12 protein-coding genes are annotated in these 13,090 nt (G+C 36.1%); 11 read left to right on the forward strand and 1 reads right to left on the reverse strand.

Going from position 1 to position 13,090, the window contains the following annotated elements:
- The first annotated feature begins 28 nt into the window (after positions 1 to 28).
- Positions 29 to 634 carry an IMPACT family protein gene (locus EOD40_RS07460; protein WP_128194264.1) on the forward strand — a complete coding sequence of 202 codons (606 nt, stop codon included), beginning with the start codon at positions 29 to 31 and terminating at the stop codon, positions 632 to 634.
- Between the two features lie 118 nt (positions 635 to 752).
- On the opposite strand, the gene EOD40_RS07465 is transcribed toward EOD40_RS07460, so the two are convergent.
- Entirely contained in the window at positions 753 to 1,154 is a 402-nt protein-coding gene (locus tag EOD40_RS07465) for an acyl-CoA thioesterase (protein WP_128194265.1), read from the reverse strand.
- Positions 1,155 to 1,352: 198 nt separating this feature from the next.
- Here EOD40_RS07465 and dnaA point away from each other — a divergent pair, with 198 nt between their 5' ends.
- From dnaA to scpA, 10 genes are all read left to right on the forward strand, one after another.
- Positions 1,353 to 2,780: a chromosomal replication initiator protein DnaA gene (dnaA, locus tag EOD40_RS07470; RefSeq protein WP_128194266.1), complete on the forward strand. Its 1,428-nt coding sequence runs from the start codon at positions 1,353 to 1,355 to the stop codon at positions 2,778 to 2,780.
- A 7-nt stretch (positions 2,781 to 2,787) separates the two neighbouring features.
- Entirely contained in the window at positions 2,788 to 3,255 is a 468-nt protein-coding gene (locus EOD40_RS07475; protein WP_128194267.1) for a low molecular weight protein-tyrosine-phosphatase, read from the forward strand.
- Between the two features lie 18 nt (positions 3,256 to 3,273).
- Positions 3,274 to 3,996, forward strand: a complete 723-nt coding sequence (locus EOD40_RS07480) for an SAM-dependent methyltransferase (protein WP_128194268.1) — start codon at positions 3,274 to 3,276, stop codon at positions 3,994 to 3,996.
- 196 nt (positions 3,997 to 4,192) lie between these two features.
- Complete coding sequence (locus tag EOD40_RS07485) at positions 4,193 to 5,320, forward strand: methionine aminotransferase (RefSeq protein ID WP_128194269.1); 1,128 nt, start codon at positions 4,193 to 4,195, stop codon at positions 5,318 to 5,320.
- Between the two features lie 371 nt (positions 5,321 to 5,691).
- Positions 5,692 to 6,573, forward strand: coding sequence for an SDR family oxidoreductase (locus EOD40_RS07490; protein WP_164905460.1), 882 nt, complete (start codon positions 5,692 to 5,694; stop codon positions 6,571 to 6,573).
- Between the two features lie 346 nt (positions 6,574 to 6,919).
- The gene (locus EOD40_RS07495; protein WP_128194270.1) at positions 6,920 to 8,107 is read left to right on the forward strand and encodes an SMI1/KNR4 family protein; all 1,188 of its coding nucleotides are present in this window, start codon (positions 6,920 to 6,922) and stop codon (positions 8,105 to 8,107) included.
- 299 nt (positions 8,108 to 8,406) lie between these two features.
- Complete coding sequence (udk, locus tag EOD40_RS07500) at positions 8,407 to 9,015, forward strand: uridine kinase (protein WP_071185169.1); 609 nt, start codon at positions 8,407 to 8,409, stop codon at positions 9,013 to 9,015.
- Positions 9,016 to 9,109: 94 nt separating this feature from the next.
- Positions 9,110 to 9,436 carry an FtsB family cell division protein gene (locus tag EOD40_RS07505; RefSeq protein WP_128194271.1) on the forward strand — a complete coding sequence of 109 codons (327 nt, stop codon included), beginning with the start codon at positions 9,110 to 9,112 and terminating at the stop codon, positions 9,434 to 9,436.
- Positions 9,437 to 9,464: 28 nt separating this feature from the next.
- A complete protein-coding gene (locus tag EOD40_RS07510) occupies positions 9,465 to 10,829 on the forward strand; it encodes a methylmalonyl-CoA mutase subunit beta (RefSeq protein WP_128194272.1) in 1,365 nt (454 codons plus the stop codon).
- Between the two features lie 39 nt (positions 10,830 to 10,868).
- Positions 10,869 to 13,034 carry a methylmalonyl-CoA mutase gene (gene scpA, locus EOD40_RS07515; RefSeq protein ID WP_128194273.1) on the forward strand — a complete coding sequence of 722 codons (2,166 nt, stop codon included), beginning with the start codon at positions 10,869 to 10,871 and terminating at the stop codon, positions 13,032 to 13,034.
- Positions 13,035 to 13,090: the final 56 nt, after the last annotated feature.

Raw genomic sequence — 13,090 nt, forward strand, 5'->3', positions numbered from 1 at the left:
TTTTTGATATTGATATTGCTATTGAATAATGAAAGACACCTACAATACCATTGCATTTCCATCCGAAGAAATTCTTTTTAAAGAAAAAGGAAGTAAATTCTTTGGTTATGCTTTTCCAATAACATCAGAAGAGGAAGTCAAACCTATAATTGAGGCTTTAAGAAAAAAACATCCTACCGCTTGCCATTATTGCTATGCCTACCAAATAGGCTCTGAAAAAATCAGCTACAGAGCCAATGATGATGGCGAACCAAGCAATAGTGCCGGAATGCCCATTTACGGGCAAATCCAGTCTTTTTCAGTAACTAATACACTTGTGGTTATTGTTCGCATCTTTGGCGGAACAAAACTTGGCGTTGGCGGATTAATTACTGCTTACAAAACAGCTGCACAAATCGCGCTTGAAAATTGCTCCATTATAGAAAAAACCATCGATATTCATTATCTTATTTCTTTTGATTACAAAAACATGAATAAAGTAATGCGTATCATCAAAGAAAAAAATTTAGACATTGTGAATCAAAAAATGGAAATGAGCTGCGAAATTGAAATCAAAACCCGAAAAAAAAATGCCGAACAAGTATTCGACATTTTTAATTCTTTATTCGAAATTGAGATCAAAGCAAAGGAATAATTTTCAAGGTAAAATAAAACCCTTAAAAATCACTCCTAAAAAATTCCGAGATTATCAAATTTAACATTCAAATTCCTTCTCAATTTTAAAGAAAAACAAATATAAAATCCTTAGATTTTTATATTCGTAAAAGCTGCGTTTTCACATAGTCTGGAGCAGCCATCGGACGACCCGTTTTCATGTTTACAAACACCAAAATTGAGTTCCCAATTGTTAATAACTCATTTTGTTCATTATAAATCTCATAATCGAATTCAATCTTCGCTGAAGTCTGACTTTTGAAAATCGTTTTTACCCTCAACAAATCGTCATATCGGGCCGGTTTTTTGTAATTCATATTCAAAGAAACCACTGGAAGCATCACTCCGTTTTCTTCCATCCATCTATAAGAAATTCCAATGTTTCTAAGCCATTCCACGCGTCCCATCTCAAAATACTGTGCATAATTCCCATGATAAACCACTCCCATTTGATCTGTTTCAGAATACCTTACCCTAACATTAAACTCGTATGTTTTCATCTATAAATTCTATTATTTTATATATTAATTTGAAATCTTTTTCTTCTTACTTACAACAATATTTCTTCAAAATCAACCTCTATTTATTTTTTTTTAACGAAAATTGTTCACATATTTGTTACCCCAAGAAATAACATCTTTTTCGATATTATTTACTTCAAAAAATAGAATAAAAAATATAATAATTTAACAGAATTTATGAACAAAACTGCTCAATCAGTATGGGATAACTGTTTGTCTTTTATAAAAGACAATATTCAAGACCAAGCTTACAAAACTTGGTTTGAGCCAATCAAGTCAGTTGAACTTACCGATAACGCATTATATATTCAGGTTCCTAGTAAATTTTTCTACGAATGGTTAGAAGAACACTATGTTAAATTATTGAAAGTTGCCCTGACTAAAGAACTTGGTAAAAACGCAAAGTTACTTTATAAAATCAAAATGGAAAACACTTATGGCAACAAACAACCGTTTACGGAACAATTGCCAAGTGCTAACCGCTCTCCAATGAAACCACAAAATGTGGACGCTCCATTGAAAAACCTGGATCCGGAATTAAAAAATCCTTTTGTGATTCCTGGAATTAGAAATTTAAAAATCGAATCGCAACTAAACGCCAATTACAGTTTTGACAATTTCCTTGAAGGAGATTCTAACCGTCTGGCTCGTTCTGCCGGTATGGCTGTAGCCAATAAACCTGGCGGAACTTCATTTAATCCATTGTTGATTTTTGGAGGTGTTGGATTAGGAAAAACGCATTTAGCGCATGCTATTGGAGTTGAAATTAAAGACAAATATCCTGAAAAAACAGTTTTGTATATTTCTGCTGAAATCTTCACGCAACAGTATATTGATTCTGTAAAGAAAAATAACCGAAATGACTTTATTCATTTCTACCAATTAATTGATGTATTAATCATTGACGATGTTCAATTCCTATCTGGAAAATCAGGAACACAAGATGTATTTTTCCATATTTTCAATTATTTGCACCAAAACGGAAAGCAGGTTATCCTGACTTCTGACAAGGCACCTGTTGATATGCAAGATATTGAGCAACGCTTACTATCCCGTTTCAAATGGGGATTATCAGCCGAATTGCACCAACCGGATTACGAGACCAGAATTTCGATTCTAAAAAACATCTTGTACCGCGATGGTGTGGAAATGCCTGAAGAAATTATCGAATATGTAGCCCGCAACATTAAATCTAATGTTCGTGAACTCGAAGGAGCTATTATTTCGTTGATTGCACAATCTTCTTTCAACAAAAAAGAAGTCACTATCGAACTGGCGAAGAGCGTAGTTGAGAAATTTGTCAAGAATGTAAAACGCGAAATTTCTATTGATTATATTCAAAAAATTGTTTCCGATTATTTCCAATTGGATGTAGAAACTTTACAATCAAAAACGAGGAAAAGGCACGTGGTTCAAGCGAGGCAGTTAGCGATGTTTTTCGCTAAAAAATTCACTAAATCGTCTTTGGCAAATATTGGTTCTCAAATTGGTGATCGTGATCACGCAACAGTACTACACGCTTGTAAAACTGTCGATAATTTGGTAGCAACCGACAAACAATTTAAAAAATTTGTCGAAGACATCCACAAAAAACTAACGCTATAAAAGCATTATGTCTGTAAAGATTTTAATGGTATGTTTAGGCAATATTTGTCGGTCTCCTTTAGCCGAAGGAATTCTTGCCTCTAAATTACCTAAAGACAAATTTATTGTAGATTCTGCAGGCACAGGCGCTTGGCACTCAGGAAATCAACCCGACGCACGTTCTATTGCTGTTGCCAAAAAACACCAATTAGACATTTCCACTCAAAGAGCCCGACTATTCAAAGTAGAGGATTTCGAAACTTTTGATTACATCTATGTGATGGATAAATCCAACTTTAGAGACGTGATCCGTTTAGCAAAAAATGATGAGCAAAAAGAAAAAGTTGAAATCATTCTGAACGAATTATATCCTGACGAAAATGTAGATGTTCCCGATCCTTATTATGGCATCGATAATGGATTTGAAATGGTTTTCCAAATGCTTGATGAAGCCTGCGAAATCATTGCATCGAAACTAAAAGCCAATCACGGCTAACTCTAAAAAAAAATCACAATGAAATCAAACGCTCTTTTAGGAAAACTCTATTTAATCCCTACCACAATGGGAGAATGTGACCCGATGGATGTTTTACCGCAAACCGTAAAAAGAACTATTGATTTTATTGACCATTATATTGTTGAAAACGAAAAAACCGCCCGAAAATCCATCAAAGCGGTGCATCCTGAAAAAAAACAAGCTGATTTAGTGCTTTTTGCATTAAACAAACATACTGAAACCAAAGAACATCTGGATTTCATCAAACCTTTATTGGAAGGAAAAAATGTAGGTTTAATGAGCGAAGCGGGTTGTCCCGGTGTTGCCGATCCTGGTGCTGTTATCGTAAAACTGGCTCACGACAGAGGAATTCAGGTGATTCCATTAGTGGGTCCTTCATCTATTTTATTAGCCATGATGGCTTCAGGAATGAACGGCCAAAGTTTTACTTTTCACGGTTATTTACCTATTGAAAAAGACGAAAAAAGAGCAAGTTTCAAAAGCTTAGAAAGAATCTCATTCGAAAAAAATCAATCCCAAATTTTTATCGAAACCCCTTATCGTAACAATAAATTACTGGAAGATTTAATCCAAACACTGCATCCTGAAACTTATTTGTGCATTGCTACTGACATCACTTTACCAACGGAATACATCAAAACAAAGAAAATTTCGGCCTGGAAAAAAGAAACTATCGATTTACATAAGCGCCCTACTATTTTTATTATTCATAAAATGTAGTTTTTTATTTTTTTCACCATATAAGTCATATAAGTTTCTCTTATTTTTTGAATAAAATTTTCAACTATTATTTTTACAAATAGATCACATAAGTTGAATAAAGAAATAATTCACTCTTTATTCTTTTCTCTTTATTCTTTATTCTTTTCACAAACTCAGGTCATTTCCTTACTTTTAGCCTTTCAAAAAGTAAAGTATGTCTAAACTTCCCAACATTAGCACCAGCATTTTTACAGTCATGTCAAAAATGGCAGCAGAACACAATGCTATTAATTTATCTCAAGGTTTTCCAAACTTCCCAGTTGACGAAAAACTGACAGCAATTGTTGCAAAATTGGCTACCGAAGACATTCACCAATACACTCCGATGGCAGGCTATCCGCCGTTGTTATCAAAAATCGCTTCGCTTGTTAAGCATTCGTACCAAAGAATTATTCAGGCAGAAACCGAAATTTTGGTTACAACCGGAGCAACCCAGGGTATTTTTACGACCATTCAAGCCTTGGTAGAAAGTGAAGACGAAGTAATTATCTTAGACCCAAGTTACGATTCTTACGAGGCTCCAATTTTATTGTGCAATGCAAAGCCCGTTCGCGTGGCATTAAATGATGATTACACTCCCAATTGGACAACCATTGAAGCCGCTTGTTCTTCAAAAACCAAAATGATTATCATCAACAATCCGCACAATCCAACAGGAAAAATTTTAACAGAATCAGATATAAAAGCTTTAGAAAACTTACTCGAAAAATTTCCTAAAATGATTTTGTTGTCTGACGAAGTCTATGAATACATCACTTTTGAAGAAAAACACATTTCGGTTCACACACGCGAATTACTCCGTAATCGGGCTGTAGTAGCTTCCTCTTTTGGAAAAAGTTTTCACATTACGGGTTGGAAAGTAGGCTATCTTGTTGCTCCCGAACCTTTGATGACAGAAATTAAAAAAGTACATCAGTTTCTGGTTTTCAGTGTAAACAGTCTTTCACAAGCTGCCATAAGTGAATATTTAGACATTGTTTCTGTTGACGAAATTGGCAGTTTCTATCAGCAAAAAAGAGATTATTTCAGGCAATTACTTTCAAAGAGCAGGTTCAAATTAATGCCTTGTGAAGGCACTTATTTTCAGGTCGTATCCTACGAAGCTATTTCAAACGAAAATGATGTGGATTTTTGCAAACGCCTCATTACTGAACACGGTGTAGCTGCCATCCCAATATCCAATTTCTACGAAAACGGCAAAGATTTACATTTAATCCGCTTTTGTTTTGCCAAAGACAACGCCACCTTAGAAGAAGCCGCCAGAAGACTTTGTCAAATTTAATTAGACTACAAAATTACTTTATTCACGATAATCCTGTCCTTAGCTTCCGCAGGCGAGTGTCAAATGTTTGAAGAATACGTAGAAAGAAAAGCTGTTTGAGCGCAGCGAGTTCTTTTCTTTCAGTATTCGAAAACTAATTTGACCGACGAGGAAGCGCAAGACTTGAAATCGAAGATTCATGAATACCAAAAAACAATAAGAACGCATGAATATTTTTTTGTTTCTTTTTTGATCAAACAAAAAAGAAAGCTAGGAAATAATATTCTCTATACAGTTTTATTCCATTTTACTACAAAAAAATCACTCGATATAAACAATTTTAACAACCACAAATCCTCGATTTCGTATATTTACAATAAAACCAAATCAAAATGAACTTTAGCCAAAAAATGTTACGGGAAGACGCCTTAAAAGGAAAAGTAATTGTTGTTACCGGTGGCGGTAGCGGACTGGGAAAAGCCATGACCAAATATTTCCTGGAACTGGGTGCTAAAGTAGCCATCACTTCCCGCGATTTAGACAAACTTAAAAATACCGCTGCCGAATTAGAATCGGAAACTGGAGGAATTTGTTTACCTGTGCAATGTGATGTGCGACATTATGAAGAAGTCGAAAACATGTTGCAACAAGTCTTGAAAGCTTTTGACAAAGTCGATATTTTACTCAACAACGCTGCGGGCAACTTCATCTCTCCTACCGAACGCTTATCGGCTAATGCCTTCGACACCATTATTGACATTGTTCTAAAAGGAACCAAAAACTGTACCCTGGCTTTTGGAAAACACTGGATTGACAGCAAGCAAACTTCGGCTACCGTTTTAAATATTGTGACCACTTATGCCTGGACGGGTTCGGCTTATGTGGTGCCCAGTGCCACTGCTAAGGCTGGCGTTCTCGCCATGACCCGAAGTCTTGCCGTGGAATGGGCTAAATACGGCATCCGAACTAATGCCATTGCGCCGGGACCATTTCCTACCAAAGGCGCCTGGGACAGATTGCTTCCCGGAAATCTTTCCGAAAAATTCGATATGGCTAAAAAAGTCCCGCTCAAACGCGTGGGCGATCATCAGGAATTAGCCAATTTAGCTGCTTATCTGGTTTCTGATTTCTCCGCTTACATCAACGGCGAAGTCGTGGTAATTGACGGTGGCGAATGGCTTAAAGGCGCCGGACAATTTAATATTTTAGAAGCCATTCCCGAAGAACTTTGGGACCAACTCGAAATGATGATTAAAGCCAAGAAGAATAAATAAAACCTTTTCATTTTTTTGGGCGTTACCCCGCCTCCACTCCGTTACGGCGGGGTCAGGCTGTACGCTATATCTTTTGTTCCGCTACGCTCCACAAAAGGATACCGCTTCCATCCTTAACGCGAACCAAAACCCCAGAATTTGTCATTGCGAGCGCAGCGAAGCAATCTCATTAAGCTTTTCAAACTCAATTAAATTTAAAAAATACAAGCTTACATTTGTAAATATTTATTGATATATTTGAAAAATAGAAATCGCAAAAAAAGCGACAACACTGCCAAATCAGGTAGATTGTCGCAACTATATTACGCATATTTATAAGTTATAGGTAATTTTTAGACAGACAGAAATGTTAAAGACATTAAAAGAAATATCAAAAAAAACATTGCTGCTCAACGACTTTGACTTTAGTGACGAACAAGTAAAAACTAAATGGCTTGGTACATTGGTAGCGGAAGACAAAGAAATATGCGACACAGAGAAAAGGTTAGAAATAAAACTTCCAGGCGACTACCTTGAATTCTTAAAAATCAGCAATGGTTTTCCGCAAACGTCTTCCATAGGTTGTTCCTTCTTACCAATTGACAAAATCAACTACCTCAAGACATTAGATGAAGACCTTGTAGAAATATGGTCTAAAAATGAGGACCTGAAAGAAGTTGGTGAAGCACTTACATCCAGCATCTTAATTGGAGGTCTAAATGAAGAACAACAATTTTTAATTATCCCACCAAGTAAAAAAGTGAGCAAATGGCGTTACTGGAAATTTGCAAGTTGGATTCCTGGTGAAGAAGAATTCACCTCACTAAAAAAATATTTTGAATCTGATCTCTCATTTTTAAAAGAACAAACCAAAAACCTAAAGACTGCCAAGCCAAAATTCGTTACTGACTTCAGTTTAAGAAAGGCTGTTTTTAATCTTGATTGGGAAACTGTTTATTTCTTATCCAGCAATTACATTGCCGAGGGTAAGCTATACGGTTATTATAATGGCATTAGCGACCTACTTGCATTAATACTTATTGCCTCAGGTAAGACAAATCGTTTCCAAGAATTAGAAAAACTGATTCTGAATTTGAAATTTAAAAAAGAAAACGAACACCTACTAAATAAATATAGTGAAGCTGCTCAGGAAAAAAAATTATTTGTTGCAGATTTTCAATTGGACAAATTTACTATTAAGACAAATCCAATAAGTCTTGAAGATATAGAAGTGCAAATAAAAGAAGTGAGAAAGGATTTGCTAAAAGAAAAAAACAAAGTTGCCAAATTGGACTATCAACTTTACTTCTTATTTGAATATGGTTCTCCCGAAGATTTCGTCAATCTGTATGAAGAAAATCATACAAATTTATTCTTAACCACTCATTTCAAAGCTGCCATTGTTTATTCAACCCTCAATCAAATCGAAAATTCAAAGACAGCATTGAAAAGGTATTTTAAGGTCGCTTTTGAGTACAGACCATTTGATCCATTTCTTTGCGAATCTTTATTACCATTATTAAACAAAGAACTATTAAACAAACTTGACAATTAAACGAAATAAAAATAACCTATAATATAATAGCGGTTTGGCGTCAACTTACCGTTTGACATTTATTTTGTCAGCTCCGCAAAGTTTGCAACTTTGCGGTAGCGATTATCGGTTTGCAACCTATATTTAATGATTTAATTCTACAGCTGTCACAGACAGATTAAAGCTTCCTCAAAGTCGGAGACTTTGAGGAGTCAGAGTACAAAAAACTGTTGAAAACCCGCCAACATTTCATCCCAAAACCAAAATATACTCCCAATTAAATTCCTATTTTTGTTTTACAAACAACAACAAACCATTTTATGCTCATTATAGGAATTGCAGGCGGAACAGGAAGTGGAAAAACAACGGTCGTACACCAAATCATGAAGCAATTGCCTGATGCCGAAGTAGGCGTTATTTCTCAGGATTCATATTATAAAAAAACGACCAATCTAAGTTATGACGAACGCGCTCTAATCAATTTTGACCATCCCAGAGCCATCGATTTCGACTTATTAGTCACTCATTTACAGGAACTCAAAGAAGGCAAAACCATTCAGCAGCCCGTATATTCTTTTGTGACCCACAACCGAACCGAAGACAGCATCAGCACGCATCCCAGAAAAGTAATGATTGTGGAAGGAATTTTAATTTTGGCACATGCCCAATTAAGGGATTTATTTGACATCAAAATCTACGTTCATGCCGACGCCGATGAAAGACTCATCCGCCGACTAAAAAGAGACATTGCCGAGCGTGGTCGTGATATGGATGAAGTTTTAAACCGTTATCAACAAACCTTAAAACCAATGCACGAACAGTTTATAGAGCCTACAAAAGCATTTGCCGATATTATTATCCCCAACAACAAATACAACACCGTAGCTATAGACATGCTTCGCACAGTAATAAATCAAAAAATTCTATAATTTTATTGTAATTTTATAATAACACACTAAAACACTAATGCCGTTTTACTTTTATCAAAAGCTGATTTTAGTTTAACCTGACATAAAAAAACTAATGAAGAATCCATATAAAGACAAAGCCTGGTTTAAATTTTTAAGTAACAAATACATTTGGTCCTTATCATTTTTTGCCGCTTGGATGATATTTTTAGACAACTACTCTTATTTTGACCATCGTGTTTTAGACAATCAAATTGAAGAGCTGGAAGACAATAAAACCTATTATCAGGAAGAAATTAAAAAGGATGAAGCCCAAATTAAGCAGCTTAAAAATCCGCAACAGGTAGAAAAATATGCCCGCGAGAAATACTATATGAAAAAAGATAGTGAGGACATTTACCTGATAGAATTTGAAGGCGACACTATCGAAAAGAAACAATAAATCCTGAATTATTAAAATCAAACTAAAAATGGCTACTAATCTATTCGAAGATTTCGACCCTGTTTCATCAAAGCAATGGAAACAAAAAATCCAGTTTGAGCTTGAGGGAGCCGATTATAACGAAAGCTTGGTTTGGAATTCGCCAGAAGACATTAAAGTAAAACCTTTTTACCATAGGGATGATTTTAGTAAAACCACTACGGCTGCCACAAACGCAACACAGTTCAAAATCTGCCAAAACATTTTTGTTTTTGATGTAGAAAAATCGGTAGAAAGAGCCTTGGATTCTTTAAAAAGAGGAGCCGAAAGTTTACGATTTACCATCGAAAATGAATCGGTTGACATTCAAAAACTGCTCGAAAAACTACCGCTGGAAAACACGGCGATTTACTTTGACTTAAAGTTTTTATCGGTTGACTTTATTTCGAAAATAAACACCATTGTAGAACAAAAAAACGCCACTGTATTTTTCAGTTTGGATCCTATTGGACAATTAGCCAAAGAAGGAAATTGGTTTTCGACCAAAGAAAAAGACAATTTTGAAACGCTTCGTTTATTGTCTAAAACAACCAGAGACAGTTCTTTAATCAGTATTAATTCTGCTTTATATCAAAATGCAGGAGCGAATATTGTACAACAAATTGCTTATAGTCTGGCTCACGCCAATGAATATTTGAACCGAATTCCAACAATTCACCAAGCCATAGTTTTTGAAGTTGCAGTAGGGAGCAATTACTTTTTTGAAATAGCCAAATTGCGTGCGCTACGCTTATTATTTCAACTAATTGCAAAAGAATATTATCACGACAGCGATTGCCATCTCATGGTAACACCCACAAAACGCAACAAAACCTTGTATGATTACAACATCAATATGTTGCGCACCACAACCGAATGTATGTCGGCAATACTAGGCGGAGCGGATACCATTGCCAATTTGCCTTACGATGCCATTTACCATAAAAACAATGAATTTGGCGACCGAATAGCCCGCAATCAATTACTGATTCTTAAAGATGAAAGTTATTTTGACAAGGTAAATAATCCTGCTGACGGAAGTTATTATATCGAAACTCTAACCCAGCAACTGGCCGAAAAAGCCTTGACTTTGTTTAAAGAAATAGAAGCCAATGGCGGTTTTTTAAAACAATTGAACGACGGAATTATCAAAAGAAAAATTCAGGAAAGCGCTGATAAAGAACAACTACTTTTTGATTCCGGCAAAGAGATTCTTATTGGAACCAATAAATATTTGAACCAAAAAGACAAAATGAAAGAGCAAATCGAATTGTATCCTTTTGTAAAAATAAAACCCCGAAAAACCCTGATTACGCCAATTATAGAAAAAAGATTAGCAGAAAAATTAGAACAAGAGCGACTGGCTTCAGAATAATTCAGCATTCAATAAATAAATTTGCAAAAAGCATCCAAAATGATTCGAAAAGACCTCAAACATATTCAACTCGACAATCAAAAATCTGAAGCTGATTACAGCTTTGAGGCTACTTTTGCAAAAGAAAAAACCGAAGCTACTCAAAATAATTTTGTTACAGCAGAAGAAATCGAACTCAAACAAAATTATTCAGAAAAAGATGTTGAAGATCTCGAACATTTAGATTTTGCTGCCGGATTTCCGCCTTATTTACGCGGTCCACATACAACGATGTATGTTCAAAAACCCTGGACTATCCGTCAATATTCGGGTTTTTCAACTGCCGAGGAAAGCAATGCTTTTTACAGAAAAAACATCCACGCAGGACAGGAAGGACTTTCCATTGCTTTTGATTTAGCCACCCATCGTGGTTATGATTCGGATCACGAACGTGTAGCTGGTGATGTTGGAAAAGCAGGAGTTGCCATTGATACCGTAGAAGATTTCAAGATATTATTTGACCAAATTCCACTAGATAAGATGTCGGTTTCCATGACTATGAATGGAGCTGTTTTACCCATTATGGCTTTTTATATTGTCGCTGCCGAAGAACAAGGGGTTCGACCAAACCAACTTTCGGGAACCATACAAAATGACATTCTGAAAGAGTTCATGGTGCGTAATACCTACATTTATCCACCAGAAGCTTCGATGAAAATAACGGCTGCTATTTTTGAATACGTCAGCAAAAAAATGCCAAAATTCCATTCGATATCCATATCAGGTTATCACATGCAGGAAGCGGGAGCCACGGCCGATATTGAACTTGCCTACACTCTTGCGGATGGATTAGAGTATGTCAGAACCGGGCTTTCGACAGGAATGAAAATCGATGAATTTGCCCCGAGATTGTCTTTCTTTTGGGGAATTGGCATGAATCATTTTATGGAAATTGCCAAAATGAGAGCCGCAAGAATGATTTGGACCAAACTAATAAAAACTTTTAATCCCAAAAACAGCAAATCCCTCACCTTGCGCACCCATTGCCAAACCAGCGGTTGGAGTTTAACGGCTCAGGATCCGTTTAACAATGTAGCCCGTACCTGTATTGAAGCTTCGGCGGCAGTTTTTGGCGGAACACAATCGCTTCACACCAATGCCTTAGACGAAGCTATGGCTTTGCCTAGCGATTTTTCGGCAAGAATAGCTCGAAACACCCAATTGTTTTTATTGGAAGAAACGAAAGTAAGCAAAACTGTTGATCCTTGGGCCGGCAGTTATTATGTGGAAAGTTTAACCAATAAAATTGCTGAAAAAGCCTGGAAACTAATTGAAGAAATTGAAGCACTTGGCGGCATGACCAAAGCACTGGCAACCGGAATTCCAAAACTGCGAATTGAAGAAGCCGCTGCCAGAAAACAAGCTCGCATAGACAGTGAACAGGATATAATTGTAGGCGTTAATAAATTCCAATTAAAAAGAGAAACGCCTTTAAATACCCTGGATATTGACATTGAAAAAGTTCGACAACAACAACTCGAACGTCTCCATCAGGTAAAGACAAGCCGAAATACTTTAAAAGTAAAAGAAGCTTTAGAAAAAATTACTCTTTGTGCTCAAACTGGAGCTGGAAATTTACTGGAATTAGCCATCGATGCTGCCAGGGAAAGAGCAACATTAGGCGAAATTAGCCAGGCATTAGAAATAGTATTTGGAAGACATAAGGCGCAAATTAAATCTTTTAGCGGTGTGTATAGTAAAGAGATAAAACAGAACAAAAGCTTTGAAAAAGCGAAACAACTGGCAGATATTTTTGCCAAAAAAGAAGGTCGTCGCCCAAGAATCATGATTGCAAAAATGGGACAAGACGGACACGACAGAGGTGCTAAAGTAGTCGCCACAGCATTTGCCGACATTGGTTTTGATGTTGACATTGGACCACTTTTTCAAACACCTGTCGAAACTGCCAAACAAGCCATGGAAAATGACGTCCATATTCTGGGTATATCTTCTCTTGCTGCGGCTCACAAAACATTAGTCCCACAAGTCATAGAAGAACTAAAAAAACTAGGCCGTGAAGACATTATGGTTGTTGTAGGCGGAGTAATCCCAACACAGGATTACCAATTTCTGTTTGATGCCGGTGCTGCTGCTGTTTTTGGTCCGGGAACAAATATTAGTAAGATTGCTATTAAAATCTTAAATATCTTTTTAAACAAAGAATAAAATCTTAAAAAATCAATAATAAAGGGAACATCTATTTTTTTATAGTGTTCCCTTTT

It is taken from the genome of Flavobacterium sufflavum (assembly GCF_004016525.1).
GTDB lineage: Bacteria > Bacteroidota > Bacteroidia > Flavobacteriales > Flavobacteriaceae > Flavobacterium > Flavobacterium sufflavum.

Bases quoted from the DNA above. Each gene is read 5' to 3' on its own strand.
- EOD40_RS07460 (WP_128194264.1), top strand. From the start codon at position 29: ATGAAAGACACCTACAATACCATTGCATTTCCATCCGAAGAAATTCTT.
- EOD40_RS07465 (WP_128194265.1), bottom strand. From the start codon at position 1,154: ATGAAAACATACGAGTTTAATGTTAGGGTAAGGTATTCTGAAACAGAT.
- dnaA (WP_128194266.1), top strand. From the start codon at position 1,353: ATGAACAAAACTGCTCAATCAGTATGGGATAACTGTTTGTCTTTTATA.
- EOD40_RS07475 (WP_128194267.1), top strand. From the start codon at position 2,788: ATGTCTGTAAAGATTTTAATGGTATGTTTAGGCAATATTTGTCGGTCT.
- EOD40_RS07480 (WP_128194268.1), top strand. From the start codon at position 3,274: ATGAAATCAAACGCTCTTTTAGGAAAACTCTATTTAATCCCTACCACA.
- EOD40_RS07485 (WP_128194269.1), top strand. From the start codon at position 4,193: ATGTCTAAACTTCCCAACATTAGCACCAGCATTTTTACAGTCATGTCA.
- EOD40_RS07490 (WP_164905460.1), top strand. From the start codon at position 5,692: ATGAACTTTAGCCAAAAAATGTTACGGGAAGACGCCTTAAAAGGAAAA.
- EOD40_RS07495 (WP_128194270.1), top strand. From the start codon at position 6,920: ATGTTAAAGACATTAAAAGAAATATCAAAAAAAACATTGCTGCTCAAC.
- udk (WP_071185169.1), top strand. From the start codon at position 8,407: ATGCTCATTATAGGAATTGCAGGCGGAACAGGAAGTGGAAAAACAACG.
- EOD40_RS07505 (WP_128194271.1), top strand. From the start codon at position 9,110: ATGAAGAATCCATATAAAGACAAAGCCTGGTTTAAATTTTTAAGTAAC.
- EOD40_RS07510 (WP_128194272.1), top strand. From the start codon at position 9,465: ATGGCTACTAATCTATTCGAAGATTTCGACCCTGTTTCATCAAAGCAA.
- scpA (WP_128194273.1), top strand. From the start codon at position 10,869: ATGATTCGAAAAGACCTCAAACATATTCAACTCGACAATCAAAAATCT.